The organism is Streptomyces sp. NPDC058464 (genome assembly GCF_042721035.1).
GTDB lineage: Bacteria > Actinomycetota > Actinomycetes > Streptomycetales > Streptomycetaceae > Streptomyces.
On record NZ_JBHXMA010000010.1, the window covers coordinates 195,450 to 221,433 of the forward strand.

Consider the following 25,984-nt stretch of genomic DNA (forward strand, 5'->3'; position numbering starts at 1 on the left):
ATGCCCGAGCTCGACGCCGCACAGCCGAAGGACCGGGAGCCCGACTCCGATCACGCGGGCGCCGCCCTTGCGAGCCGTCGCAACTTCATGCGGAGGGTGTTCTTCGCGAGCGGCGCCACCGCGCTCGTCACGATGGGCGGCGCGGGCGCCTGGGCCGCGACGGCCGACGACTCCACCGGCACGGCCGACGCCTCGGCGAGCCCCAGCCCGAGCGGTCCCCCCAGCGGTGGTCCGGGCGGCGGGACCGGCGGCCCCGGCAACCAGTCGATCACCGAGGAGTTCTTCGGCCTCACCACCGACGGCAGCCGGATCGACGACCTGTTCACGATTCACCGCACGGGTGTGACCACCGTACCGGTCGTCTCGGCCGCCAACGCCTTCCTGGCCGGTCTGACCGACACTCAGAAGACCTCGACGCAGTTCACGGTCCACTCCACGGAGTGGCGGCTGTGGAGCAACGTCGACTCCTACGCGCGCCAGGGCGTCTCTCTCGCCGACCTGACGGATGACCAGATGGCGCTCGGCAAGGCCCTGTTGAAGTCGGCCCTGAGCGCGGACGGTCTGGAGACCACGGAGAAGATCCGCAAGATCAACCAGGCGGCCGGTGAGGCGATCGGCAACACCACCTCCTTCAACGAGGACGCCTACTACTGGACGCTGATGGGCACCCCGTCCGAGACCGAGCCCTGGGGCTTCCAGTTCGACGGCCACCACCTCGTCATCAACTACTTCGTGCTGGGCGACCAGGTCGTGATGAGTCCCTGCTTCTGGGGGTCGGAGCCGACGACGATGGAGATCGACGGCGAGACGGTGACGGTCTGCCACGAGGAGGTCGCCGCGAGCCTGGCCTTCATCGACTCCCTGACCGACGTGCAGCAGAAGGTCGCCATCGCCTCGTCGACCAAGACCAGCGAGTCGATGAAGGCCGGCGCCTTCTCCGACAACACGGTGCAGGCGTACGAGGGCCTGCGCGGCAACGCTCTCGACCCCGCCCAGAAGAAGAAGCTCCTGGGCATCGTCGAGGCCTTCGTGGGCCGGGCGAAGGCGGACGCCGCGAAGGTACGGATGGCGGAGGTGCGCAAGTACCTCGACGACACGTACGTCACGTGGGCGGGCGGCACCGGAGAGGACGACGCCTTCTATGTGCGGGTGCACAGCCCCGTCGTCTGGGTCGAGGTCGACTGCCAGGCGCCGGGCCCACTGCGCGGCGCCTACGGCGGCACCGACGGTGTGCCCACCCAGATGCACGTCCACTCGATCATCCGCACCCCCAACGGCAACGACTACGGAAGGGAGCTCCTCAGGCAGCACTATCTGACCTCGCCGCACCACCGATGAGGGACCGGGGCGGTGGCCGGTTCGGACTGCGCCGTGGCGCCGCTGCCGGCTGGTTGTTGCGGGTCAGGACGTCGGTGACGGCGCATAGTGGTGGGCAAGACTGGTGGCGAGGTCGCGGAGATGAGCCCTGGCTTCGGTGGGGCCGTGCACAGTGATCGCGCTCCCGAACGGCAGTAGTGCCCGCACGTCCTCCAGATGCAGGAAGCGGATCGTCACCTTGCGGCCGGTGGCGGACTCTTCATGGTCGTCCGGGACGAGTCGTAGGCCAAAGATCCGTTGCGCTCGCTCGATCTGGGTCTGGTCGATGGTGGCGCTGACCTCTATCGCGTGGTTGTGCTCCCACTGGTCAACGAGCGCTGCGGCGACGGTGGCCAGGGTCTGGCTCTCGCGGATCCGTCGTGGCTGGTCGACTTCTCTCCACGTCGTGATCCGTTCGAGTCGGTACAGCCGTGGCACTCGGGCACGGTCGGCGACGAGGTACCAGACGCCGGCCTTGGCGAACAGCCCGTAGGGATCCACGACCAGGTCGCGTGGGCATGACTCGCGTGGGCTGTCGTAGTCGATCCGTAGCCGGCGGCCTCGCCGCACTGCGCCGATCAGCGAAGCCGGAGTCGTGCCGGAAGCTCGTGCCTGACGCCAGGGACGGCTGTCGACGTGCACTACGTCGGTGAGCGGCAGGAGCTCATGAACTCGATGTGGCTGTGCAGCGGCGATCTTGGAGAGCGCGCGCCGGCTTTCGGCCGATGCGTCGAGCTCCGCACGTTGCTTCTCGTCCAGCCCGGTGAGCGACAGATGATCACGCTCGCCCGGTGTGAGCCGCGTGAGGTCGAGCCCGGACCCGGGCAGCATGGTCACGCCTCCGAGGCGGCCCCGGTGTGCGGTCACCGGCAGACCGGCGTCGCGGAGCCAGTTCAGGTCTCGGGTGATGGTTCGAAGGGACACGCCGAGCGCTGAGGCAAGTTCCTGTGTGGTCACGGCATCCCTCGATTCGAGGAGCAGCATCAGGGTGAAGAAGCGATCCGGGGTCACACGCACATTTATTCAGGAATTGCGACATGATGCGGCGCATATCCCGGTCAGGCTGCTGGATGCGTACCTCCGACCTGTGAGAAGGAACGACCATGACCGCATCCGTCGTGTCCATCGTCTACGTGAACGACGCTCCCGCCGCAGCTCGTTTCTACGGCGACCTCCTCGGCATGAGCCCCTCGTTCGAGACTTCGGGATACATCACCTTCGACCTCGGGCCAGGCGCTGACCTCGGTCTGTGGTCCGGCCAGTTCGAGGATCTGTCACCGGACGTCCCGCGCACCAGTGAGGTCTGCCTGGCCGTCGACGGTGGACCCGACGAGCTCAACGCGACTTTTGAGCAGTGGAATTCCAAGGGGGTCACGATCCTGCGCGAGCCGCATGATGCGGGGTTCGGGCTGACCTTCCTCGCAGCCGATCCTGACGGGAACCGAATCCGCGTCGCCCCGCGGGGCTGAAAGGCCGCAATGCGGCAGGCGCGCACGACAGGTGTCGCGCCTGCCGTCGTCCGACTTCGAGAGGACGACGAGTGCCCCAGGCGAATGCGCCCCTGAGCGTCGAGGGCCGTAGGCGGCTCGTGAACCGGTGCCGGACACGTCCCAACGCGATTCCAGCATGGGTCATCGAGCAGATCGAGTCCCGGCGCCGCGAGCGCACGTGGTCCGTGCAACGGATCACCGACGAACCTGTGAGCACCGGGTTTGTGATCAACCGGCGAACTGTCAGCCGACACCTGACCCGGCTCGGCCTCGGCGAACGCCGCTTCATCGACCCAGGCGGTGAGCACAACCGGAAGCCGGGGAATGCCGGGGCTGCGGGCGGAGGGCCTCGACCTGGCCGGGCGTCGAGTGGTGACGGATCGCGGTGCGCGGCGTTCGTTCGAGCGCCTGGTCATCGCCACGGGGATGACCAGGCGCACGCTGCCCGGCACTCGCGAGCCGGCCGGCGATCCCGACGCGGTCAGCGCGCTGCGCGGAGCGCAGACCTCGGTCTGACCGGTCCGGGAGGCCGGGGCACCGCTCGGGCACCGAGGGCGACGTACGCGCCGAGGACGTCCTTGAGCGGGGGGCGGGTGCCCGGGCAGGGGTTGCCCGCCGCGCGGGCCTGTGGGTGTCGGCGGGCGGTACGTCGGGAGAGGATCTTCCCGTGAGCCAGTCAGCCAGTCAGCCTCTGCCGCAGTTGCCTAGGACCGACTAACTCTTCTGCAGTGCGCGCGTGACACCCGCGATGACGGCGGTCGTCAGGACCCAGCCGAAGGCGATCAGCAGGTAGGCCAGCCACTGGAGGCTGGCGTTCGGCCAGTACCAGGCGGTGCGCTGGCCCAGGCCGCCGATGGGGATCAAGAGGTCGAGTGTGTAGACCAGGGGTTGGAACGGGGCGCCTTCGCCTCGTTGAACCGGCTTGGGGGCGTCCGTGCTGAAGGACAGCGCGCCCAGCAAGGTCAACGCGAGGAGCCAGACGCCGGCCAGCCAGGGGCGGTAGCCGTAGCCGACGGTCACGTCGAGCAGGTGCCCCCACGCGCGCGCGGCCCATGGCAGGGTTCGACGCCGATGGCGCTGTTTGGCCAGGAGCACGCGGCGGGCTTCGTCGTCGTGACCGGCCTTCCGGTACCAGCTCGCCAACTGCTCGTAGGGCTGGGGGTTGTAGCCGGGGCAGCGTCGTATCCACGCCACACGGTGGGGCACGGAGTTCCGCCGGCGCGCTGCCTCCCGCCGTCCGGCCGCCTCGTCCACCTTGATGGAGCCGTAGACGAAGCCGTCCAGCTCCACCACCTCCGGCCAGCTGTGCTCGCCGTCGTGGAGGTGGGACACCTGTGCGCCCTGGAGGTCCACGGTGCCGGACGGTGGCCGGGCGAGGGTGAAGTCGAAGTCGACGGCCTGCATCAGCGGAGCGACCAAGGAGGGGCCCTGGGCGTCGGGCGGTCCGTTCAGGACGGCTCCTTCGAAGGTCAGGGTGCCCGAGGCCCGGGTGCCCTGCAGCCGTACGGTCCCGTTCGCGGTGAACCCGCCGGAGAAGTCGAGTGTCGAGGCCACGGCGTTGTCCAGGGCGAGCGCCACTCCACGTGGCCCGGGCTCCGTCAGATGTGCGCCCTGCATGAACAGTCCGCCAGGCAACTGAGCACCCAGCAGACGCACTTCACCTCGTGCGAGGAACCCGCCCCGGCAGAAGACGCCCCCTTCCATGACCAGGCCACCGGCGGCCACGGCCCAACCTCCGGGCGCGTTGACCTCGGCCCTGTTGAGGACCACTCCGCCGGTCACCCGGGCGTTGGTGAGCGACAAGGCGGTGATGTCGTGGTTGAAGGGCGAGGAAGCGCCGCTCTCCAGGAGTGAGCGGCGCAGGTCGACGTTTCCCTCGATGCGCGCCGACCCGGCGTCGATGCCGGGTACCCGGCTGCCGGTGATCACGAGCGTCCGTGTCGACGCCCCGAACAGGTTCACCGGTTCCTCGAACCAGCAGTCCTCGAACCAGAGGGACTGGCCGATCTGCGCGCCGGCCAGATCGAGGGGCCCGGTTATCCTCGCCCCGGCGAGCCTCAGGCAGGCGACGGCGCCCGGCTGCGTGGTGTTCATGCCCAGAAGGAGCGCCACGATCACGGCGGCCCGAACCGTCCGCCCCGCACCCCACTGCCCGCCCTCGACGACACGGTCGTCCTCGGGAACGCCCGTACGCAGGTCCACCCGGCGTCCCTCGGGGAACGCGTCCCACAACTCACGTTCCGGTGAAGTCAATTCGTCGTATGAGAGCACTCATGCAGGGTAGTGATCGGGCAACCTGATCACGACCAGGACCTGTTGGCGGAGAGGCCCGAGGGAGGTGGCTCCCCGCTTCCCCGCCTCCCCGGCTGACAGAGTGCTCAGTCGATACAGAACTCGTTGCCCTCGATGTCCAGCATCGGGATGCACGACTCGTTCTCCTCGTCGGCGTACAGCGTCTGCACGTGGGTCGCGCCGAGCGCGACCAGCCGTGCGCACTCGGCTTCGAGCGTGGCGAGGCGCTCGTCCCCCACGAGCCCGGTGCCGACCCGGACGTCGAGGTGCACCCGATTCTTGACGACCTTGCCTTCCGGGACACGCTGGAAGTACAGGCGCGGGCCCACGCCCGAGGGATCACTGCAGGCGGCCCACGATCCCTGCTTCTCGGGAGGCAGGGTGCGGTCGAAATCGTCCCAGGTGGTGAACCCCTCCGGAGGAGGCGGTACGACGTACCCCAGCACCTCGCACCAGAAGCGGGCGAGGCGCTCGGGATCCGCGCAGTCGAAGGTGACTTGGAACTTCTTGATCGCCGACATCGGTGCACCGTACCCGGTATCAGGGGTTCCCTGCCGATGGTGGGTCGTTTCGATACGCTCCCGGCCATGAGACTGCGGAACTCCCGTTCGTCGGACGCCGGTTCGGAACATGTGATCGTGACGGGCGGATCGAGTGGTATCGGGCTGGCCACCGCCCGGCTGTTCGCGGCCCGCGGGGCCAAGGTGTCGCTGATCGCGCGGGGGCCGGAACGGCTGGGCGAGGCCGCGAAGGAGCTGTCGGCCGCCGCGCGGGCGGCCGACGTGGCCGACCAGGCGTCCCTCACCCGTGCCATCGGGGAGCTGGAGGAGGAGCAGGGCCGGCCCTGCGACGTCCTGGTCACGTCGGCGGGGCTCGCTCGCCCGGGGCACTTCCTGGAACTGCCCGACGAGGTCTTCCGGCAGATGATGGACGTCGACTACTTCGGCACGCTGTACGCGATCCGGGCCGTGGCCCCCGGCATGGTGGAGCGCGGGCACGGCAGCGTCGTCGCCGTCTCGTCGGCCGCCGGGCTGATCGGGATCTTCGGCTACAGCGCCTACGGACCGGCCAAGTTCGCCGTACGCGGGCTGCTGGAGTCGGTACGGGCCGAGCTGACGCCCCACGGGGTGCACGTCGGGGTCGTCTTCCCGCCGGACGTGGACACCCCGCAGCTCGCCGAGGAGAACCAGTGGAAGCCGGCCGAGACCCGCGCGGTCGGTGGGACGATCAAGCCGCTCACCGCGGAGCGGGTCGCGGCGGCCATCGTGGACGGCGTCGAGCGAAGGCGCTTCGTGATCTGCCCGGACGCGGGCACCCGCGCCCTGGCCCGGTTCGGCAGCGTTCTCCTGCCCTTGCTCAACCGGGAGTTCGACCGGAGGGCCAGGGCGGTCAGTAGGTCGTGATCGCCTCAAGGCCCGTGAACGGTCGCGTCCGGCGGCATGCCGTCCGGCGGTTCGCGGCGCAGGGCCGCCCGCGTCAGCCGGCGTTGATGACCACGCACTTCACCTGCGTCCAGTCCTCCAGGTAGTCGGGGCCCATGGAGCGGCCGAAGCCGCTGTGCTTGTAGCCGCCGAAGGGGGCGCCGATGGCTCCGGCCGGCCCGCCGTCGCCGAGGGTGTTGACGGCGATCTGGCCGGCCTGGACCCGGCGGGCCAGGCGTACGGCGCGGCCGACGTCCTGGGTCCAGACGGTGGCGGTGAGGCCGTAGCGGGTGCCGTTGGCGATGGCGACGGCCTCCTCCTCGTCCTCGTAGGTGAGCACGGACAGCACCGGGCCGAAGATCTCCTCCTGGGCGATGCGCATCCCGGGCCGGACCCGGTCGAAGAGGGTCGGTTCGACGAAGTACCCGTCGTCGTACGGCGCTCCGGTCAGCTTGCCGCCGCCGACGACCACTTCGGCACCCTCTTCGCGTCCGACGGCCAGGTAGTCCAGGACCCTCTTCTCCTGGCGGGCGTTGATGAGCGGCCCCATGTCGACGGGCTGGTCCCACAGCCCGACCCGGACGGCGCGGAAGGCGTCCGCGACCTCGGTCACGAGCCGGTCGTGGAGCGAGGGGTGCACCAGGACGCGGGAGCCGGCCGCGCACACCTGGCCGCTGTTCATGACGATGCTGCGCACGATCGCCGGCACCGCCTTCGCCAAGTCGGCGTCGGGCAGCACGATCTGGGGGGACTTGCCGCCCAACTCCAGTTGCAGCGGTATGAGGTTGCGGGCGCAGGCCTCCATCACGGCGGTGCCGGTGGCGGGCGAGCCGGTGAAGCTCATCTTGCGGATGCCGGGGTGCGCGGGCAGCGCCGCACCGGCCTCGGCGCCGTATCCGGTGACGACGTTGAGGACGCCCGGCGGGATCCCCGCCTCCTGCGCGAGCCGGGCCAGGTACAGCGCCGTGAGCGGGGCGTCCTCGGCCGGCTTGAGGACTACGGTGTTGCCGGCGGCGATCGGCGCGGCCGTGTTGAAGACGGTCATGGGGCCGGGCGCGTTCCAGGGGATGATCGCGCCGACGACGCCGTACGGCTCGCGCAGGGTCAGGCCGAGCAGGTCGGGGGAGCGGGTCGGCAGGGTGTCGCCGAAGACCTTGTCGGCCTTGCCCGCGAGGTAGGTGAGGCGGGCGGCGATCGGGGAGGGGCCGACGGGGTGGCCGACCTCCATGGCCTCCAGCCGGTTGATGTCGTCGTCGTGCTCGCGCACCAACTCGGCCCAGCGGTAGAGGAGTTCGCCGCGCACGGCGGGGCTGGTGTCGCGCCAGGCGGGCAGCGCCTCCTCGGCGGCGCGTACGGCGTCGTCGATGTCCTCGGCCGTGCCGCGGGGCACCCGGGCGAGCAGGGCGCCCGTGGCGGGGTCGATGACTTCCAGTACGGCCTTGGAGCGGGCGGGGACCCACTCGCCGGCGATGAGGTGCCTGCCGTCGGGCAGGAGTACGGCGATGTCGAAGGAGGTGGTGGAGGCGGGGGCGGTGGCGGTCATCGAGTTCCTTGTGAGGCGGGGGTGGTGGGAGAGGCAAGGCCTGCCGGGTGGTCGGGCGGAGCCCGCTGGGTGGTCAGGCGGCTCCGGCCGGGGACCGCAGGGGCACGGCCGTACCGGCGGCGATCTCGTCGCGGCGGTGGCAGGCGACGGCGACCCCGTCGTGCTCCACCAGTTCGGGTTGGTCGGACCGGCAGATCTCCTGCGCGAACGGACAGCGGGCGGCGAAGGCGCAGCCCGCGCCGACACCCCCGGCCACCGGGCCGGCCGGGACGGTCGTGCTCGCGAGGCGCCGCTCGGCCTGGCGGCGCCGCTGGACGATCGGGTCGGGGACCGGGGCGGCGGCCAGCAGCGCCCGGGTGTAGGGGTGGGAGGGGTGGTCGGCGACCAGGGCCGCCGGGCCGCGCTCGACGACCCGGCCGGCGTACAGGACGACGACGGTGTCGCTGAGGTAGCGCACCACGGCCAGGTCGTGGGAGATGAAGAGGTAGCTCAGGCCCCGGGTCTGCTTGAGACGGGCCAGCAGGTTGAGGACCTGCGCCTGCACGGACAGGTCGAGGGCGCTGACCGCCTCGTCGCACACGACGAAGTCCGGCTCCATGACCAACGCCCGGGCGATGGCGATGCGTTGGCGCTGCCCGCCGGAGAAGGCGGCCGGGTAGCGGTGGGCGGCGCCGGGCGGCAGACCGACGTCGTCGAGGGCGCGCAGGACGCGCTCGCGGATCTCTTCCGCGGGCAGGCCCAGGTTGTGGCGGAGAGCTTCGGCGAGGGTGTCGCCGACCGTGTGCGCCGGGTTCATGGAGCCGTACGGGTCCTGGAAGACCACCTGCATCCGGCGGGCCAGCATCCGGCGGTCCGCGCGGGTGCCGTGCGTGATGTCGGCGCCGTCGAACTCGACGCTGCCGCCGGTCACCGGTACCAGCCCCAGTACGGCGGAGCCGATCGTCGACTTGCCGGAGCCGGACTCGCCGACCAGGCCGACGGTCTCGCCGCGGCCCACGGTCAGGTCCACGCCGCGTACGGCGCTGACGTCGCCGCCGTGCCGCCGGGAGCGGCGGTAGGTGACGTCCAGGCCGCGCACCCGAAGAAGCTCACTCATGTGCTCCTCCTCCGATCAGTTCGAGCGGGCGGATGCATCGCGTCGACCGTTCCAGTTCGACCAGGTGGGAGATCACGACGGGTTTCTCCTTGCAGGCGTCGGTCACCCGCGGGCAGCGGTTCTGGAAGTGGCAGCCGACCGGCCACTGGGTCGGGGGCGGCACCGCGCCCTCCACGGCGGGCAGCGGCTGCCCCGGCAGGGCGTGGTGGGGGTCGGACCCCAGCAGGCCGGCCGTGTACGGGTGCGCGGGCGTGGTGACGAGGTCGGTGACCTCGGCCTCCTCGACGACCTCGCCGGCGTACATCACCACCGCCCGGTCGCACAGGTCGGCCAGCACACCCCAGTCGTGGGTGATGAGGATGACGGAGGTGCCGCCCGCCCGCAGTTCGCGCAGCAGGTCGAGGATCTCGGCCTGCACGGTCACGTCGAGAGCGGTGGTCGGCTCGTCGGCGATCACCAGGGCGGGGTCGCCCGCCAACGCGGCGGCGATGCCGACCCGTTGGGCCATACCGCCGGAGAGCTGGTGCGGGTAGCTGCTGGCCACGCGGCCCGGGTCGGGCAGCCGTACCTTCGCGAAGAGCTCCAGGGTGCGCTCCCGGGCCTGCTTGCGGGAGCAGCCGGTGTGCAGGCGCACGACCTCGGCGACCTGGGCACCGGCGGTGAAGGACGGGTCGAGACCGGAGATGGGGTCCTGGGATATCCATCCGATACGACGGCCCCGGACGCGGCGCAGCGCGGCGGCATCGGCACGGGCGAGGTCGGCGCCCTCGAAGAGGACGGTGCCGGAGGTGATCGCGCCGCCGGCGGGCAGCATGCCCAGCAGCGAGGTGGCCGTGACGGTCTTGCCGCAACCGGTCTCGCCCACGATGCCCAGGACTTCGCCGGCCCGCAGGTCGAACGACACGTCCCGGACGACCTCGGTGGGCGTGCCCTCGATGCGCAGGGACACCGTCAGACCGCGCACCGACAGCAGCGCGTCGGGGTCGGGCTCCTCGATCATCCGCGGGGTGTCCGTGTCCGTGTCCGTGTCCGCGTCCGCGTCGGTGTCTGTGACCGTGCCCGTGACCTCGGCCCGCACCGGTTCCGGCGTGGCTCCCCGCGGTCGGCCCATGCGGCGGGACGGCGGCTTGTCGGCCGGGGGCGCGTACCGTTCGGCGAGCGTGTCGCGCAGGCCGTCGCTGAGCAGGCCGAGCGCGAGGATGAAGCTGATGATCATGAAGCCGGAGGGGACCAGGAGCCACGGGTCGGTGCCGATGTTCTTGGACGCCTCGGCGATCATGCTGCCCCAGCTGGCCCGGGTGGTGCCGAGGCCGAGGAAGCCGAGCCCGGTCTCCAGGAGCACGGCGTAGGCGCCGAACACCGAGGCCTGGACGAGGACCACTCCGGTGACCCGCGGCAGGACGTGGCGCCGGATGATGACCCGGTCGCGGATGCCGCCCGCCACCGCCGCCCGGACGTACAGCTCCTCCTTCACCCCGAGCGTCGCCGAGCGTACGACCCTGGCCAGCAGGGGAGCGCCGAGCAGGCCGTTGGCGGCCATGGCCGCGCTCTCGTTGTCGGTGAAGACCGACAGGACCACCAGCAGGACGATGATCACGGGGACGGCGGAGATCAGGTCGGCGCTCTTGAGGACGAGCCGGTCGAACCAGCCGCCCCGGTAGCCCGCGACCATCCCGGCCGGGACACCGAGGGGCAGATAGACGGCCAGGGTGATCAGCACGCCGAGCAGGGTGATCTGCCCGCCGTGCATCAGCCGGCTGAGCACGTCGCGGCCGAGTTCGCCGGTGCCCAGCCAGTGCGCACCGCTGGGGCCTTGCAGGGCCGCGGTCAGGTCCTGCTCGTCGGGGTCGTAGGGAGCGAGCGGGCCCGCCAGGACGGTGACCAGGACGACGAGGAGGAGGTAGCCGGCGGAGAGGGCCGCGGCGGGCTTGCGCAGCAGCCGGGCGGTGAACCCACGCCGTGTCGCACCCCGTCGAGGGCCGCCGCTCCCGGACGCCGTCCCGCGCTCGATCGCCGGGGCCCTCATGTCCGCACCTTCGGGTTGAGCATCGCGTACACCACTTCGATCAGGAGGTTGATCAGCATCACGGTGACCGTGAAGACGAGCGCGACACCCTGGACCATCGGGATGTCCTGCGTCTGTGCGGCGGTCACCGCCAGGCCGCCGAGGCCCGGCATGACGAACAGGGTCTCGGCGAGCACGGTCCCGCCGAACAGGGTCACCACGACCACGCCGAGGACGGTGACGATCGGTGCGGCCGCGTTGCGCAGCACGTGCCGGAAGATCACCGAGCGTTCCGGGACGCCCCGGGCGCGCAGCACCCGGACGTACTCCCGGTCGAGCTGGGTGAGCACGCCGTCCCGGGTCTGTTTGGCGACCGGCGCGGTGGCCGGCACCCCGAGGGTGAGCACCGGCAGGACCAGGGACTCGAACCACTGCACCGGGGAGTCGGTGAACGGCACGTACCCCGAGACGGGGAAGAGCGGCAACTGCACGGCGAACGCGGTCATCAGCACCAGTCCGAACCAGAAGTTCGGGACCGCGAGGCCGACCAGCGCGATGCCGTCCACGGCCCGTCCCAGCCAGCCGCCCTTGAGCGCGCTGAGGACACCGAGGGCGACGCCGGCGACGGCGGCGACCAGGATCGCGCCGCCGATCAGTGACAGCGTGGTGCCCAGGCGGGAGCTGAGCTGGTCGCTCACCGGGACGCCGGAGGTGATCGAGTCGCCGAGGTCGCCGTGCAGGGCGGCGGTCAGCCAGTCCCAGTAGCGGACCAGCAGCGGATGGTCGAGGCCGAGCTGGGTGTCGAGCGCCTTGACCTGGGCGGGACTCGCGTTCGCACCGAGGATGGTGCGGCCGGGGTCGCCGGGGACCAGGCTGGTCAGGACGAACGTCAGCACGGTCACGCCGAACACCACGGGAACCGCGCCGACGAGCCAGCGGAAGAGGATCCTGTGCATCTCACCTCACTCCTTTCTCGGGCCGGGCGGCCCCCGTGGTCAGGCCGGGGGCCGCCCGGAGCGCTTACTTGGTGGCGTAGATGGCCAGCGGGCTCACGAAGGGGGCGCCCGCGCTGACCTTCACCCCGCCGACGCCGGGCCGGACGTAGTAGTTGACGGGAGTGAAGGCGACCGGGGCGTACCAGGCGTTCTTCACCAGGTACTCCTGCATCTGCTGGTCGAGCTTCGCGCGCTCGGCGGGCTCGGCGGCGGCCGCCTTGTCGAACAGCTCGGTCAGCTCGGGGGCGGTGCTGCCGAAGCCGTTGAAGACCTTCGAGCCGGGCATGAAGAGGTCGAGGCCCTCCAGGTACATCGGTTCCTCGGTGAACCCGCCGGAGACGGCCGGGTACTTGTGGTTGGTCTGGTTCTCCACGAACGAGGTGATGCTGGTGACCGCGGTGACCTTCACCTTGATGCCGACCTTGGACAGCTGGCCGGCGATCGCCTCGGCCATCGTGTCGAAGCCGACGAAGGTGGCGGCGAGGACGGGCAGCGTGAAGCCGTCCGCATAACCGGCCTCCTTGAGCAGCTGCTTGGCCTTCGCCGGGTCGTAGGGGTATTCCTTCGCCATCTCCTCCGAGTAGCCGTCGCCGCCCTTGATGACGGTCTGCACGGTCGGTGTCCCGGCCGAGCCGAGCAGGGCCTTGGTGACGGCGTCCCGGTCGATGGCGTAGTTGATCGCCTGGCGGACCCGGACGTCGCCGAGCGGCTTGGACACCTCGCCCTCGCGGTCGATCAGGCTCAGCCCCTGGAGGATCACGGGGAGGCCGACGGTGGACATGCCCGCGGCCTTGGCCGAGGCGGCGGAGGTGTAGTCGCCCTTGTAGACGTCGATCTGGCCGGTCTTCATGGCGTTGACCGCGGTCTGGCCGTTCTGCACGATCCGGATCACGATCTTCTTGTAGTGCTGCTTGGACTTGTCGTAGTAGCCGGGGTTGGCGGTGTACGTGTAGTGGTCGCCGGCCACACTGTCGGACGGCTGGTAGATGTAGGGACCCGCGCCCTGGCTGGTCTTGGTCGGCGTCAGGCTCGACGCGCCCGCCAGGCCCTTGGGGCTGATGATCTGGCCGATGCCGTACGACTGCGTCAGCAGGGTCGGCAGGATCGGGTTGGCCTTGGCCAGCTTGATGGTGAGGGTGAGCGGGCCGGTAGCCGTGATCGTGGCGTCCGTCAGGTAGTGCGCCTGGTTGCCCTGGGCCTTCTTCGCGTACTCCAGGGAGGCCTTCACCGCGTCGGCGGTGACCGCCTCGCCGTCGGCGAACTTCACGCCCGAGCGCAGGGTGACCGACAGCTCGGTGTTGCCGGAACCCACGTACTTCCAGGACTTCGCCAGCGCCGGCTGCACGGTGCCCTCGGGGGAGAGGTAGAACAGCGACTCGTACGACAGCATCGTGAAGTCGACGAAACCGAGGTCCAGGCTGCCCGGGTTGAGGGTGGGCGGGGCCTGCTGCTCGGCGACGGTCAGGATGTCGCCGGGCACCGCCTTGCCGGTGCTCTGGGCGCCGGTTGCCGCGTTCTTGCCGCCGCCGCAGGCGGTCAGGGTCAGGGCGAGCGCGGCGCACGCGGCGACGAGGCCGGTGCGGGCGGTCCGGAGCGATCTCGGGGTGAGTCGGCCGGAGGTGGAGTCGAGGGAGTGCATGTACTTCTCCTTGCGCCACGGGAGGTCCGCCAGGGCAACGGGGGCCGGGAGGCGGGCAGCTGGGTGTGATGAGGAACATCTGCACGTGCCGGGCGCGGACGAGGGGTCGCGGGGCCCGGGCGGCACCCGTAAAGGAGGGGGCCACCTGCGCGTGTTCACGGAGGGTGCGAGTCGGCCGGCGGAGGGCCGGGAGGTGCGGAGGGTCGGGTGCGTCGCGGGGGACCGTCGTGCGGTGCCGGCCGGAGCGGGCCGTGCGGAACCGGCGGTCCAGAGGGATGAGCGGCGACGAACCGGAGGTGCTCCCGCTGCTCGCGAGGATCAGGCTCAGGTACTGAGGTGGTGCCGGTCCACCGGGGGCTGGCCGGTGAACCGGGGCCTGGGCGTCCTCCGGCCGCAGTGCGGACGAGACGCGATCGGCCCAGTGGTGTAACCCTGATGAAACGGGGCCCTGCTGTCCAGCATCCGTGCAAGGGGAATGGGGTGCCGGCCGCGAAAGATAAGCGTGCGGATCATGGACTGGTGTACAGACCGGACCCTGTTGTATAGGCGGGTCGTGCAGGCGGGCGTCAGCCCAGCAGGCCGTGCAGGGCTTCCGCCGTCGTACGCACGGTGTCGGCCCAGCCCACCAGGGCCTCCCGCGTCTCCAGGAAGGTGATCGTCGAGACGTTGACCGCGCCGACGACCGCGCCCTTGGCGTCGCGGACCGGTACGGCCAGGCAGCGTACGCCCAGTTCGTTCTCCTCGTCGTCCACGGCGAAACCCTGCTCGCGCACCTTGGCGAGTTCCGCGCGCAGTCCGGCGAGACCGGTGAGGGATCTCTCCGTACGCGGTGCCAGACCCACCCTGTCCACCAGCGCGGTGAGTTCCGCGTCGGCCAGACCGGCGAGGACGCACTTGCCGATGGCGGTGGTGTGCAGGGCGAGCTGCTGGCCGACCCGGGAGGAGTCCTGCACCGCGTTCGGCCCGGACACCTTGACCAGCAGGGTCACCACGTCGCCGGTCCGCACGCCCATGTGCACGGTGTGGCCGATGCGCCGGCCCAGAACTTCGAGTTCGGCCCGCATCACCTGGTCCTCCTCGCAGCCCTGGGTGATCCGGGCCGCGAGCGCGCGGATCCGCGGCCCGGGGCTGTAGCTCCCGGCCCCGTCGGAGGCCAGGAAACCCGTCCCCACCAGGTTCTGGAGGATGCGGTGCGCACTGGCCTTGGGCACTCCCGCGGTGGCCGCGATGTCTCCCAGACGGTGCGGATAGCCGGGGGCCGAGGCGGCCTCCAGCAGGTTGAGCGCCTTGTCGGTGGCGTTGCCCGCGCTGGAGCTGCGTCCCCCGCGGCCGCCCGTCTGTGAGTCCTCGGAAGTTTCGATCCCGGCCATTGACAGGCTCCCGTCGCACGGTTTCACTGATGAGCGTTCCACAACAGAATACATCATTCCACGTAATGGAACACCGGGTTGGTGGGTCGGAGGGCTGCCGCACCTGCCTCGGAGGACCCCGGAACCGCACCACGACCATCCCCGAGAGGACAACCCCCGTGCCAGAGAAGGTCCACAAGGTACGCACGACCCCGCAACAGATGGCAGAGATCGAACAGCAGTGGATCGACGAGGTCCAGGAGGACCAGGAACTCACCACCTTCGGTCTCTACCCGCAGCCCTCGCGCGGCAGCGCGGACGCCCAGGGCAGCTACCAGCTCTACCTCCCGCCCCAGTACGAGACCGAGCCCGACCGACGCTTCCCCGTCATCTACTGGCTGCACGGCGGGTTCGGCAACGCCCGCCAGGGTTCCGAAATGGTTGCGCGGATCGACAAGGCGATCCGGGGCGAGGTCATGCCCCCGGCGATCGTCGTCGTCCCGCAGATCCTGCCGATCGGCTGGTACGTCGACTCCAAGGACGGCGCCCGCCCGCTCGCCCAGATCACCGCCTTCGACCTGGTCCGGCACATGGACGACACCTACCGGACGATTCCCGAAGCCGCCGCCCGTACCGTCGAGGGCTTCTCCATGGGCGGCTTCGGTGCCCTGCACCTGGGCCTGAAGTACCCGAAGACCTTCGGCAAGGTGTCCGCGGTCGCCCCCGCCATCCTGCGCGACCTCAAGGACGAGCCGGAGGACCGGGTCAACAACACCTACTTCGGCGACCAGGAGTACTACGACCTCTGCCACCCCTGGAGCCTGGTCCTCGCGGGCGCCCCCGAACTGCGCCGCACCAGCCAGGTCCGATTGCTGTCCGGCCGGCTCGACACCCGCCTCGCACCCACCATCCGCGACCTGGACACCCGCTTCACCGACCTCGAAGTGCCGCACGACTTCTTCGAGTTCCCGGACGCGGACCACGAGTACGCGGACATCATGGATGGTTACGGCGACAAGTACTACGCGTGGTGGCGCACCGCCTGACGACCCCCGTCCACCTGCTCCAGCGGGTTGACCATCCCGTCCGGGATGTTCCCCGCCCGAGTCGCCGCACCACCACCCCTTCCCCCGGTCGCCGACAGGCCCTCGCCGTCGGCCCGCCGGCGCGGCCGCCCGCGCCCCGGGGCGCCTCCCCCGACACCCGTCCTGACCGCGGGACCGCACGCCCCTCGGGCGCGGCCCGCGGTCACGGACGGGCCTGCCCCGGGCGCGGGCCTCTCCGACGGACCAGCGCCGTCGTCGCCCGTGAGCACAGACCACGACTCGGTGATCCACCTCCCCCTGAAAGGCAGCGCGACCATGCGACTGACCCCGCTGACCAGCCTCACCCCCGAACAGACCGAACTGCTCGACACCATCGTCGGCCCCGGCGTCGAACCACCCCCGCCCTTCCTCGTCTGGGCACGCAACATGGAACTCGCCCACTGGGTGGAGAACCTCGGCCGGTACTGCCGCAACGAGTCCCGGTTCCCGCAGAAGCTGCGTGAGCTGAGCGTGCTGATCGCCGGCCGTCACTTCGACAGCCAGGCCGCCTGGAACGCCCACATCGAGCAGGCCGTCGAGGAAGGCATCCCGGCCGAGTGCCTCGACCGCCTCGCGCGCGGCGAGGACCCCGGCTTCAAGGCGGAGGACGAGCGCGTCTTCCACGCCTTCGCCCACGAGATGCTCCACGACCACTTCGTCACGGACGCCACCTACGCCGAGGCGATCGGGCTGTTCGGCGAGGACGGGGTACTGGACCTGATCGGCTGCATCGGCAGCTTCAGCATGTCCGCGATGATGCTCAACACCTTCCAGGTTCCGCTCCGGCCGCACCTGCCCCGGCCCTTCGCCGACGTCGACGGCTTCCGGCGGGTCCCCGGAGGCGACGCCTGATGCCTCGTTCCCCGCTGCAGTTGCTCGACGGGCTCCTCGACGAGGACGGCCTGGAGACGGCCGCGCACCGCTTCGTCCTCGGGGGCCCGTTCGGCGCGGAGCCCGCCGAGGCCACCGCCGAGCGGCTCGCCCACTTCGCCGACGCCGGCGGGCTGCTGGTGGAGACCTCGCACAGCTACGCCGGCGGGCGGGCCGAGGCGGCGGTCGGCGCGTGGCTGCGCGCGAACCCCGGCACGCTGGGCGTGACCACCAAGGTCGGCCACGACACGACCGGCGGTGACATCCCGCTGGACCGGGACACCGTCCTCGCCCACGTGCGGTCCGCGCTGGCCAACCTCGGCGTCGACGTCATCGACGTCCTCCTCTACCACTGCGACGACCCCACCCGGCCCGTCGCAGAGCTCGCGGACACCCTCGTGAGCCTCGTCGACGCCGGACACGTCCGCCGCGTCGGCGTCTCCAACTGGCGGGCGGAGCGGCTGGCGGAGCTCGCCGCCGCACTCGTCGCGAGGGGCCACACGCCCGTCGCCAGCTACCAGTTCAGCCTCGCCGAACCCGACCCGGCCCTGCTGGAAGGCAGCCTGCACGCCGACGCCGCCGTGCTCGACGTCGTACGACGACACCGGCTGCCCCTGCTCGGCTGGTCCTCGCAGGCCCGCGGTCACTTCGCCCGCACCGGACCCAAAGAGCACCACGGCAAGCCCGATCCGTACGACACCGTGGACAACCGAGCCCGTCGGCAGCGCTGCCGGGAGCTCGCCGGACAACTCGGTTCCCGGCCCGAGACCGTGGCCCTGGCCTGGACCCTCCACCACCCCGGCGTGTGGCCGTCCATCGGCGCGCGGACCACCGCCCAGATCGACAACTCCCTCCAGGCGCGCCGCCTCACCCTCACCGAGGAGCAGGTCCACTGGCTCCGCCACGGCCGGTGAGCTCCGCCCAGCCGACCGGGCCGCGCTTCGGTCACCGGGTCCCCGCGAAGGTCGCCGTCTGCGGGGTGTTCGTCGCCGCGAACTTCATGGCCATCATGGACACCACCATCGTCAACGTGGCCCTTCCGGCCATCGGCCGCGACTTCGCCGTCGACACCTCAGGTCTGAGCTCGGTCAACGTCGGCTACCTGGTGGCCCTCGCGGTGTTCATCCCCGTCTCCGGCTGGCTCGGCAACCGCTTCGGCACCCGGCGCACCGCGCTGACCGCCCTGCTGCTGTTCACCGTGGCCTCCGCGCTGTGCGCCACCGCCGGCTCGCTCGGAGCGCTCACCGGGTACCGCGTGCTGCAGGGCGTCGGCGGCGGTCTGCTCGCCCCCGTCGGGATGACGATGATGCTGCGCGCGTTCCCCGTGGCCGAGCGGCTGCGGGCGCAGCAGTACGTCATGCTGCCGACCGCCGTCGCCCCGGCCCTCGGCCCGGTCCTGGGCGGCTGGCTGGTGGACACCGCCTCCTGGCACTGGGTGTTCCTGGTCAACCTGCCGGTCGGCGTCCTCGCCCTGCTCTTCGGGGCGGCCGTCCTGCCCGACTTCCCCGGCCCGGGCGCACCCCGTTTCGACCTGCCCGGCTTCGTTCTCGCGGGCGGCGGGCTCGCGGCGGTCCTGTACGCCCTCACCGGCGCCCCGGACCGGGGCTGGGGCAGCGCCGGCACACTGGTTCCGCTGGTGGGCGGTGTGGCGTTTCTCGCCGCGTTCGTTCCGTGGGAGCTGCGGGCCGCCCACCCGATGATCGATCTGCGGGTGGCCGAGGACCAGCTGTTCCGCACGACCCAGCTGGTCCTGCTGCCGACGGGCGCGGCGTTCATGGGGGTGCTGTACCTCTATCCCCAGTTCCTGCAGACCGACCTGGGCTACGACGCGCTCCACTCGGGCCTGGCCACCTTCCCGGAGGCGCTCGGCATGCTGACCGCCTCCCAGCTCGTGCCCCGCCTCCACGACCGGGTCGGCCCCCGCCGCCTGATGGCCGCGGGCGGCGCCGGAGCCGCGCTGATCATCGTTCTCCTGGCGATCCTGACGGCCGCCCCGCACCCGTTCGCCCTGTACCCGTCGATGTACCTGCTCGGGACTTCCGTCGGCCTGCTCTTCGCGAGCGCCCAGAACGCAGCCTTCGTCACCATCCCGCCCGCCCGTACGGCCGATGCCACCACCCTCCTCAACATGCAGCGGCAGACCGCCGGCGCCTTCGGAGTGGCCCTGGCCGGGACCCTGACGGCTTCGCTCGTCCCACCGGCCGGCACCGGCACCGCCTTCGCCGACCGCATCGCCTTTCTCACCCTGGCCGCCCTGTGCCTGGGCGCCGCCGTCCTGGCCCGGCACGTCAGCGACCGACGGGTCCGGGAGGCGTACGACGCGGCCGCTACCAGCCGCGGGCAGTGCGCTGGAGAGCGTCCCGTACCCGGACCACGTCGGGGTTGGCCTCGGCGCCGGGCCGCTGGACGAGGAACAGGGTGTTGAGCGGCGGCTCCTGCGGGGCGTGGAGGAGGACGAGACGGCCGGAGTCGAGGTACTCCTGGCACAGTGAACGGGGCAGCACGCTGAAGCCGGCGCCCGCGTTGACCGCCGAGAGCACCGCGTACAGGTTGGGCACGGTGACGGCGGCACGGGCGGTGAGCGGCCTGCCGAACACGGTGCGCCAGTAGCGGCGGACGATCGGCAGGTCCTCCGCGTACGTCACCATGGGCACCTCTCGGAGGAAGGCGCCCGGATCGTCCGCCTCGGGGTGACCGGCGAGGCGTTCGGCCCAGGCCGGACTCGCGACCAGGAGGTACTCCTCGTCGGCGAGCGGCACCGACTCCAGCGCCCGGCCGCGGGGCCGCCGGGTGGCGATGACCAGGTCGTGGCGACCGGCCCGCATCTCCTCGAGGAGCGGCTCGGGCAGTCCCTGGGCGACCCGGAGCTGAACGCCGTCCGCGACGAGCGGGACGAGCGCGGGCAGCACCCGTACGCACAGCAGCTCCGAGGGGCCGGCCAGGTGCACCGGCGCGGCGAGCGCGCCGGACTCCTCCAGGCCGCTCAGCGCGTCCAGCGGGGCGGCGATCCGTCCCGCCATCTCGCGGGCGTACGGCGTGGGCTCCACGCCCCGGGGCAGCCGGGTGAACAGCTCGCGGCCGGTCTGCTGTTCCAGCGTGCGGATCTGCGCGGTCACCGTGGGCTGGGAGAGCCCGAGCCGTGGCGCCGCCGCCGTGAACGACCCCGCACGGTACACGGCCAGAAAGGTCCGCAGCAGGTTGAGGTCCGCGTGCTGCGGGAGCTGTCCGCCGCCGGTCTCCCGGGGCGTGACCGTGGCGTGCGTCCGGTGCTTCATGGCCTCCAGCCTAACCGGGCCTGCCATCGGCTCTCCGATGGCGGGAATCGGCTTCCCTATTGGTGCCCGGATGGGTGGCCGTCCTAGCGTGAAGGGCGTCGCCGAGTGGCGGCAGCCCACCCGAGTGGCGACGATGCAGGCAGAAGCAGGGGAGAGACATGGCGGAGATCCTTTTCGTGATGACCGGTGCCGACCGGTGGACGCTGGCCGACGGCACCGCACACCCCACCGGCTTCTGGGCCGACGAGGCCGTCGTCCCCTACGAGGCGTTCAAGGCCGCCGGACACCGGGTCACCGTCGCCACCCCGGGAGGTGTGGTCCCGCCGGTCGACCCGGCCAGCCTGACCGCGCAGGCCAACGGCGGCGAGGAGAACGCCGCGGCGGTCCGGGCGGTCGTGGCGGGCGCGCCGGAGTTCCGCGCCCCGGTCGCCCTCACGGACGTACGGCTCGACGACTTCGACGCCGTGTACGTCCCCGGCGGGCACGGCCCGATGGAGGACCTGGCCGTCGACGCCGACTCCGGCCGCATCCTCACCCGCGCGCTGGCGTCCGGCCTGCCGGTGGGCGTGGTCTGCCACGGCCCGGCCGCACTGCTCGCCGCCGTCGAGGAGGACGGCACCAACGCGTTCGCCGGCTACCGGATCACCGCCTTCACCAACACCGAGGAGCGGCTGGCCGGCAGCGCCGACGGCGCCAGGTGGCTGCTCCAGGACCGCCTCACCGAGGCCGGCCTGAAGGTCGAGGCGGGCGAGCCGTGGGCCCCGCACGTCGTGGTCGACCGCAACGTCGTCACCGGCCAGAACCCGGCCTCCGCCGGCAGGCTCGCCGCCGAACTCCTCAAGAAGCTTTCCTGACAACGCACTTCACCGTAAGGACACCCGCATGACCCGCATGACCACGCAGAACGCGATCAACTGGCCCGAGAAGTACCTCCCCGGCACCGGCGACAACTTCGTCTCCAACGAGGTGATCGTCCAGGGCCTTACGGCCGCCCGTGTCTGGCACTATCTGGCCGACACATCCGAGTGGGAGGGCTACTACGACAACGTCGCCGACATCTCCTTCCCCGAGGGCGGCGGCCCGCAGCTGACGGACGACCAGGTCTTCAGCTTCGGTACCTTCGGCTTCCCGCCCCTGGACGCCCACGTCGTCGAGTTCCAGGCGCCGGCGGACGGCGTCCCGGGCCGGCTGTCCTGGACGGCGAAGCAGGACGGCAAGCCCGAGGAACGGCTGGACGTGCTGCACGCCTGGCTGGTCGAGGACCTGCCCGGCGGCCGGGTGCGGATCCTCACCCAGGAGACCCAGATCGGCGAACCGGCCGCGGCCCTGGCGGACGAGCGCCCGAACCCGATGCTCAACGGCCACCAGGCCTGGCTGGACGGACTGGTCCGCGCCGCCGCCGAGTGACGCGACTCCAGGGTGCGCCTCCGGCTTTCGGGGACGCACCCGGCCGTGGCCACCGACGCCGGTTCAGGTACGACCTCCACCGGGACCACGAGGGGAAGACGGACCTGTGACGTGGACGTGGCGACCGGGCACCCGGCGCCCCCGGCAGTGCTTCGACGGCTGGATCGCGGGACTCGGCACCGGCTCCGGCACCCGCGTCGTGCTCGGCCACTGGCCCCGGTCGCCGTTCGGCCCGTTCAGCGATGTGATGCTGGAACGCAGCGACGGGGAACGGCTGTTGCTCGCTCCGACGCGGCAAACAGCTGAATTCGTCAGCGACACCTACGAATTCGACACGGTACACGTCGTACCGGTCGACGTCGCCGTCCTCGCGGACACCTGGACGGTCACGGCCGGACCGCTCCGCCTGCGCTTCACCACCGGGCGCCGTACGCCCCTCGGCCACCTGCTGCACGCCGTTCCCGGCCCGCTCGCCCGCCGCCCGGCGTGGTCCGCGATCACGGACGGGGTCGCCCGCGTGCTGCTGCCCGGCGTACGGACCCGCGGCAGCGCGGGCAACGGCCGCAGGGAGTGGTACGGCGCGCGGGATCTGCTCGCCATCCGTGAACTGTCGGGCGCCTACGACGGTGCGGACCTGGGCGCGCTCGCACCGGTCGAACCTCCCGTGCGGTTCGGGTTCGGCTCGGTCCCGCGCCGACCCGCTCTCACCCGGGTCACCACGACGGTCGAGGTGGAGCGATCCCTGCCCCTCCCCGGTGCGACCGGATGAGGACGGACCCGACGCCCACCCGCTCCGGCGTCCGGGGTGGCAGCGGCTTCGCGGACGATCACGGACTTTCGTGGGCTATGGCGTGGGCCGTGGGCCGTGCGTTACGGGCTGTGGGTTACGGGCTGTGGGCTGTGGAGACGGCGATCGGTCACACGGTGTGGTCCGTGAGAACCTCTCCGGCGCGTCGTAGTGCCTCCTGGTGGCCGAAGAGCCCGGGCAGCCCTCCGGTGTGGAGGAAGACGGTGCGGTCGCCCGGGCGGATGTCCCCCTCGCGCACGGCCGCGACGAGACCGGCCATGGCCCGTCCGGTGTGGACGGGATCCCGTGGACTGCTCCACGCGGCAGTGGTGGCCCGCCCGGTGTTACGGCGAGGTGGGCAGGTGCGGGGAGCGGAGCACGAGCAGGGTGATCTCGCTGGGGGCGAAGACGCGGAACGGCGGGCCCCAGAAGCCGGTGCCGCGGCTGGTGTAGAGGAGGGTGCGGGTGCCGTGCCGGCTGAGACCGGCGAGGGCGGGCTGGTCGATGCCGACCAGGTGGTGGAAGGGCCAGATCTGGCCGCCGTGGGTGTGGCCGGAGAGCTGGAGGTCGATGCCGGCGGTCGCCGCCCGGTCGACGAACTTGGGCTGGTGCGCCAGGAGCAGGACGGGCAGGTCAGGGTCGGCGCCGTCCAGGGCCCCGGCGAGGTGGGCGCGGTGGCCTGCCAGGCCGGAGGACTCGGCGGTGACGTCGTCCACGCCGGCGACCACGAGGGTGTCGCCTCCGCGTTCGAGCAGCAGATGGCTGTTGCGCAGCGGCTCCCAGCCCAGCTCGCCCATCAGGTCGACCCAGCCCTGGGCCTCGCTGTAGTACTCGTGGTTGCCGGTGACGTACACGCGGGCCCGGGTGGCCCGCACGGTACCGAGCGGGAGGGCCTGGGCGCGGCGGCGTTCGGCGGTGCCGTCCGCGATGTCGCCGGTGTGGCAGACCAGGTCGGCCTCCAGGGAGTTCACCGTCTCGCACACCCGTGCCGACCAACGGGCGCGATCGAGCGGGCCGTAGTGGGTGTCGGTGATGAGGACGACGCGGGTGCCGTCCAACCCGGCACCCAGCCGTGGGAGTCGCACGTCGAGCCGGCGCACGCGTGGCACGCGGCGCGCCTCGGCGTAGCCCCAGGCAAGCAGGACGGCGGACACGCCGAGGACGGCCCACGTGACGATCCGGGCCCGGTCCTGGCCCTCGCCGACGCCGGCCACGGCCAGGGCGAGCCGCAGGAGGACGCCGAGCAGGACGGACCAGGTGAACAGGACCCAACTGGTGCCCAGCAGGGTGTCACCGACGATGGCCGCCCGGTCCTGCTGGCGCCGGCCGTGGCCGCGCATCATCGCGAGCGGCATGCCGACGAGGCCGAGGGCGAACAGGACGGTGCCGGCCGCCGCGACGGGCAGCGGCCAGTGCTGGCCGGTGTACAGGAGCACCCAGCACGGCACGGCCCACAGCAGGACGGGGGCGATGAGGGGGATGTAGCGCATCAGGCGGTGCAGGCGGCTCTGCCGCGGTGCCTGTGCTTCGCTGTCGGCGGGTCGGGTGCTGCTGGTGTCGGTCACGTTTCCCCTCACTGACCAGGCTGCCGTCTCGCGCACTGTATCCGGTCGTCCTCGGGCCGGCGGACCGGCGTTCATGAGGGCGCCGGCGGGGCCTGCGCGACGGGACCGAGGGACGAGGTGTCCGCCGTGCAGGGGGTGCCATGCGCACCTTCTCAATCCGGAAGATCCGGCAGATCCGGGAGCCGTTCCAGCCGGTACCCGTGCCCCCGCAACGTGGTGATCCGCGGCAACCGGGCCTGCCGCCCACCCGCCTGTGCCGCCTGCGCCGTCTCTGTCGCCTGGGTCGCCTGGGTCGCCTGGGTCGTCTGCGTCGCCTGTGCTGCGCCGGCCAGTCTGCGGCGGAGGCCCGCCAGCGTCACGTCGAGGGTCTTGGTGGAGCCGAACCAGTTCTCGTCCCACACCTCCGCCATCAGCGTCTCGCGCGAGACCGCCTCGCCGACCCGCTCGGCCAGCACCGCGAGCAGGTCGAACTCCTTTGCCCGCAAAGGGATTTCGGCACCGAGCGGGACGCAGCGCCGGGCCGTCACGTCGACGACCAGATCGCCCAGCCGCACCGGCTCCCGGGCCGGCGCGGCCACCGCGTGCCGCCTGAGGTGAGCCCGCAGCCGGGCGAGCAGCACGGTCAGGCTGAACGGCTTGACCGGGTAGTCGTCGGCCCCGGCGTCCAGCCCGGCGATGATGTCGATGTCGTCGGTCCGCGCCGTCAGGACGACGATCAGCAGGTCGGGGAGGCGGGCACGCAGCTGCCGCGCGACGTCCAGGCCGTCCATGTCCGGCAGCCCCAGGTCCAGCAGCAGCACCTCGTACGGTGCCCGCCCGGCCTCCGCCAGCGCGCCCGCTCCGGTACGGCACCACGTCGGCGCGTAGTCGTGGCCGCGCAGCCCGGTTTCCAGGTGGCCGCCGCGCCAGGACCGTCGTCGCGGCCGGGCTGCTCGCCCCGGCCCTCGCGTGCGTGGTGATCGCCGCCGCGAGCCCGCCGCCGCTGCGCATGAGCCTCGCCCCGCACTTCGCCAGGCACGGGTCACGTGTCGGTGTCACCACCATCGACGTCCGGGCCGTCAACACCACCGGTACGGCACTCGAACCGCACTTCGCGAGCCGTACCGGCCAGGGCGCCTCCAACTGGTGGACGATCGCCTCCGGTCCCACCGTGCTGGCCCCGCACGCCACCTCGGAGTACCGGGTGGAACCCGAAGGAGGCTTCCGGGCGATGCCCGGTGGCCACGGGCCGGGGAGCTATCTCATCGCCGTCACCGGCACGCCGATGACGATCACCTCCGCCCACATCCCGGCCGCCGCCTCGGCCGCCCGGTAAGGCGGTCTCCGGCTCCGGGCGGGCCGACGCGCGGCGGCGGTCAGGATATGTTCAGGAACGGCCTGGCAGGGTCGGGCGGCATGACCCATGAAACGTCTGCGAGCCAGGTGGTTCCGGAGGCCGGCCGGACAGCCGCTTCGGGTCATCGCCCGCGCCGGAACAAGGTGCCCGAACCCACCGTCTACTTCTGGATCATCAAGGTCCTGTGCACGACGGTCGGCGCGACCGCGGCCGACCTGCTGAACGAGAAGGCCGGCCTGGGGCTGACCGGAGTCTCGGTGCTGATGAGCGCCCTGCTGGCCGTCGTCCTGGCGGTCCAGTTCCGCACGAGCGCCTACCGGGCGGGCGTGTACTGGCTCACCGTGGCGGGGGGGAAAGGGTGGTCCCCCCGGGAAAGACACCACCAAACCCACACCCGGGGGGGGGCGCCGGCCCCCCCCCCCCACGGCGTAGCGGGCGGGCGAGCCCGCGGGTTAGTGGGTTGGGTAACGCGT

25 protein-coding genes and 1 pseudogene are annotated in these 25,984 nt (G+C 71.7%); 13 read left to right on the forward strand and 13 right to left on the reverse strand.

What is annotated here, in order from left to right; all coding sequences use genetic code 11:
• The gene (locus ACFWPQ_RS16365; protein WP_384034258.1) at nucleotides 1-1,338 is read left to right on the forward strand and encodes a DUF3500 domain-containing protein; all 1,338 of its coding nucleotides are present in this window, start codon (nucleotides 1-3) and stop codon (nucleotides 1,336-1,338) included.
• A 63-nt stretch (nucleotides 1,339-1,401) separates the two neighbouring features.
• Here the strand turns inward: ACFWPQ_RS16365 and ACFWPQ_RS16370 are convergent, their stop codons facing one another.
• Nucleotides 1,402-2,367, reverse strand: a complete 966-nt coding sequence (locus ACFWPQ_RS16370) for a helix-turn-helix transcriptional regulator (protein WP_384034261.1) — start codon at nucleotides 2,365-2,367, stop codon at nucleotides 1,402-1,404.
• A 92-nt stretch (nucleotides 2,368-2,459) separates the two neighbouring features.
• Here ACFWPQ_RS16370 and ACFWPQ_RS16375 point away from each other — a divergent pair, with 92 nt between their 5' ends.
• Both ACFWPQ_RS16375 and ACFWPQ_RS16380 read left to right on the forward strand, forming a co-directional pair.
• Entirely contained in the window at nucleotides 2,460-2,825 is a 366-nt protein-coding gene (locus tag ACFWPQ_RS16375) for a VOC family protein (RefSeq protein WP_384034264.1), read from the forward strand.
• 321 nt (nucleotides 2,826-3,146) lie between these two features.
• On the forward strand, nucleotides 3,147-3,362 hold the full coding sequence (locus ACFWPQ_RS16380) for a hypothetical protein (RefSeq protein ID WP_384034266.1): 216 nt from the start codon (nucleotides 3,147-3,149) through the stop codon (nucleotides 3,360-3,362).
• A 198-nt stretch (nucleotides 3,363-3,560) separates the two neighbouring features.
• Here the strand turns inward: ACFWPQ_RS16380 and ACFWPQ_RS16385 are convergent, their stop codons facing one another.
• Together ACFWPQ_RS16385 and ACFWPQ_RS16390 are read right to left on the reverse strand one after the other, a co-directional pair.
• Nucleotides 3,561-5,117 (reverse strand): oxidoreductase, encoded by a 1,557-nt coding sequence (locus ACFWPQ_RS16385; protein ID WP_384034269.1) that lies wholly within the window; start codon nucleotides 5,115-5,117, stop codon nucleotides 3,561-3,563.
• A gap of 107 nt (nucleotides 5,118-5,224) precedes the next feature.
• Nucleotides 5,225-5,659 carry a VOC family protein gene (locus tag ACFWPQ_RS16390; protein ID WP_384034272.1) on the reverse strand — a complete coding sequence of 145 codons (435 nt, stop codon included), beginning with the start codon at nucleotides 5,657-5,659 and terminating at the stop codon, nucleotides 5,225-5,227.
• Nucleotides 5,660-5,725: 66 nt separating this feature from the next.
• On the opposite strand from ACFWPQ_RS16390, the gene ACFWPQ_RS16395 reads away from it, so the two are divergent.
• Nucleotides 5,726-6,541, forward strand: a complete 816-nt coding sequence (locus ACFWPQ_RS16395) for an SDR family oxidoreductase (RefSeq protein ID WP_384034275.1) — start codon at nucleotides 5,726-5,728, stop codon at nucleotides 6,539-6,541.
• A 73-nt stretch (nucleotides 6,542-6,614) separates the two neighbouring features.
• On the opposite strand, the gene ACFWPQ_RS16400 is transcribed toward ACFWPQ_RS16395, so the two are convergent.
• From ACFWPQ_RS16400 to ACFWPQ_RS16425, 6 genes are all read right to left on the reverse strand, one after another.
• Entirely contained in the window at nucleotides 6,615-8,102 is a 1,488-nt protein-coding gene (locus tag ACFWPQ_RS16400) for an aldehyde dehydrogenase family protein (protein ID WP_384034278.1), read from the reverse strand.
• 73 nt (nucleotides 8,103-8,175) lie between these two features.
• A complete protein-coding gene (locus ACFWPQ_RS16405; RefSeq protein WP_384034280.1) occupies nucleotides 8,176-9,198 on the reverse strand; it encodes an oligopeptide/dipeptide ABC transporter ATP-binding protein in 1,023 nt (340 codons plus the stop codon).
• A complete protein-coding gene (locus ACFWPQ_RS16410; RefSeq protein WP_384034283.1) occupies nucleotides 9,191-11,224 on the reverse strand; it encodes a dipeptide/oligopeptide/nickel ABC transporter permease/ATP-binding protein in 2,034 nt (677 codons plus the stop codon). The genes ACFWPQ_RS16405 and ACFWPQ_RS16410 overlap by 8 nt, the downstream gene beginning before the upstream one ends.
• Nucleotides 11,221-12,159, reverse strand: coding sequence for an ABC transporter permease (locus tag ACFWPQ_RS16415; protein ID WP_384034285.1), 939 nt, complete (start codon nucleotides 12,157-12,159; stop codon nucleotides 11,221-11,223). The genes ACFWPQ_RS16410 and ACFWPQ_RS16415 overlap by 4 nt, the downstream gene beginning before the upstream one ends.
• Nucleotides 12,160-12,223: 64 nt before the next feature.
• On the reverse strand, nucleotides 12,224-13,837 hold the full coding sequence (locus ACFWPQ_RS16420) for an ABC transporter substrate-binding protein (protein ID WP_384034288.1): 1,614 nt from the start codon (nucleotides 13,835-13,837) through the stop codon (nucleotides 12,224-12,226).
• A gap of 566 nt (nucleotides 13,838-14,403) precedes the next feature.
• Nucleotides 14,404-15,207 carry an IclR family transcriptional regulator gene (locus ACFWPQ_RS16425; protein WP_384034291.1) on the reverse strand — a complete coding sequence of 268 codons (804 nt, stop codon included), beginning with the start codon at nucleotides 15,205-15,207 and terminating at the stop codon, nucleotides 14,404-14,406.
• A gap of 200 nt (nucleotides 15,208-15,407) precedes the next feature.
• Between ACFWPQ_RS16425 and ACFWPQ_RS16430 the strand changes: the two genes are divergently transcribed.
• From ACFWPQ_RS16430 to ACFWPQ_RS16445, 4 genes are all read left to right on the forward strand, one after another.
• Nucleotides 15,408-16,232, forward strand: a complete 825-nt coding sequence (locus ACFWPQ_RS16430) for an alpha/beta hydrolase (protein ID WP_384034294.1) — start codon at nucleotides 15,408-15,410, stop codon at nucleotides 16,230-16,232.
• Between the two features lie 261 nt (nucleotides 16,233-16,493).
• Nucleotides 16,494-17,123, forward strand: a complete 630-nt coding sequence (locus ACFWPQ_RS16435; protein ID WP_384034296.1) for a carboxymuconolactone decarboxylase family protein — start codon at nucleotides 16,494-16,496, stop codon at nucleotides 17,121-17,123.
• The gene (locus ACFWPQ_RS16440; RefSeq protein ID WP_384034299.1) at nucleotides 17,123-18,055 is read left to right on the forward strand and encodes an aldo/keto reductase; all 933 of its coding nucleotides are present in this window, start codon (nucleotides 17,123-17,125) and stop codon (nucleotides 18,053-18,055) included. The genes ACFWPQ_RS16435 and ACFWPQ_RS16440 overlap by 1 nt, the downstream gene beginning before the upstream one ends.
• Nucleotides 18,052-19,566 (forward strand): DHA2 family efflux MFS transporter permease subunit, encoded by a 1,515-nt coding sequence (locus ACFWPQ_RS16445; RefSeq protein WP_384034302.1) that lies wholly within the window; start codon nucleotides 18,052-18,054, stop codon nucleotides 19,564-19,566. Before ACFWPQ_RS16440 ends, ACFWPQ_RS16445 begins: the two co-directional genes overlap by 4 nt.
• Here ACFWPQ_RS16445 and ACFWPQ_RS16450 read toward each other — a convergent pair.
• A complete protein-coding gene (locus ACFWPQ_RS16450) occupies nucleotides 19,469-20,416 on the reverse strand; it encodes a LysR family transcriptional regulator (RefSeq protein ID WP_384034305.1) in 948 nt (315 codons plus the stop codon). The two genes, ACFWPQ_RS16445 and ACFWPQ_RS16450, sit on opposite strands and share 98 nt — an antisense overlap.
• A gap of 158 nt (nucleotides 20,417-20,574) precedes the next feature.
• On the opposite strand from ACFWPQ_RS16450, the gene ACFWPQ_RS16455 reads away from it, so the two are divergent.
• The 3 genes from ACFWPQ_RS16455 (at nucleotide 20,575) to ACFWPQ_RS16465 (ending at nucleotide 22,592) form a co-directional block, all read left to right on the forward strand.
• Nucleotides 20,575-21,270: a type 1 glutamine amidotransferase domain-containing protein gene (locus ACFWPQ_RS16455; RefSeq protein WP_384034309.1), complete on the forward strand. Its 696-nt coding sequence runs from the start codon at nucleotides 20,575-20,577 to the stop codon at nucleotides 21,268-21,270.
• Between the two features lie 28 nt (nucleotides 21,271-21,298).
• A complete protein-coding gene (locus ACFWPQ_RS16460; RefSeq protein WP_384034311.1) occupies nucleotides 21,299-21,823 on the forward strand; it encodes an SRPBCC domain-containing protein in 525 nt (174 codons plus the stop codon).
• Nucleotides 21,824-21,929: 106 nt separating this feature from the next.
• Nucleotides 21,930-22,592, forward strand: coding sequence for a hypothetical protein (locus ACFWPQ_RS16465; RefSeq protein WP_384034314.1), 663 nt, complete (start codon nucleotides 21,930-21,932; stop codon nucleotides 22,590-22,592).
• A gap of 148 nt (nucleotides 22,593-22,740) precedes the next feature.
• Here ACFWPQ_RS16465 and ACFWPQ_RS16470 read toward each other — a convergent pair whose 3' ends face one another.
• From ACFWPQ_RS16470 to ACFWPQ_RS16480, 3 genes are all read right to left on the reverse strand, one after another.
• Entirely contained in the window at nucleotides 22,741-22,890 is a 150-nt protein-coding gene (locus ACFWPQ_RS16470) for a hypothetical protein (RefSeq protein ID WP_384034317.1), read from the reverse strand.
• Nucleotides 22,891-22,954: 64 nt separating this feature from the next.
• Nucleotides 22,955-24,175, reverse strand: a complete 1,221-nt coding sequence (locus tag ACFWPQ_RS16475) for a metallophosphoesterase (RefSeq protein WP_384034320.1) — start codon at nucleotides 24,173-24,175, stop codon at nucleotides 22,955-22,957.
• Nucleotides 24,176-24,327: 152 nt separating this feature from the next.
• Entirely contained in the window at nucleotides 24,328-25,068 is a 741-nt protein-coding gene (locus ACFWPQ_RS16480) for a response regulator transcription factor (RefSeq protein WP_384034413.1), read from the reverse strand.
• Between the two features lie 59 nt (nucleotides 25,069-25,127).
• Between ACFWPQ_RS16480 and ACFWPQ_RS16485 the strand changes: the two genes are divergently transcribed.
• Nucleotides 25,128-25,490 carry a hypothetical protein gene (locus tag ACFWPQ_RS16485; RefSeq protein ID WP_384034418.1) on the forward strand — a complete coding sequence of 121 codons (363 nt, stop codon included), beginning with the start codon at nucleotides 25,128-25,130 and terminating at the stop codon, nucleotides 25,488-25,490.
• Nucleotides 25,491-25,570: 80 nt separating this feature from the next.
• Nucleotides 25,571-25,984, forward strand: a pseudogene (locus tag ACFWPQ_RS16490) (hypothetical protein); the annotation flags it as partial.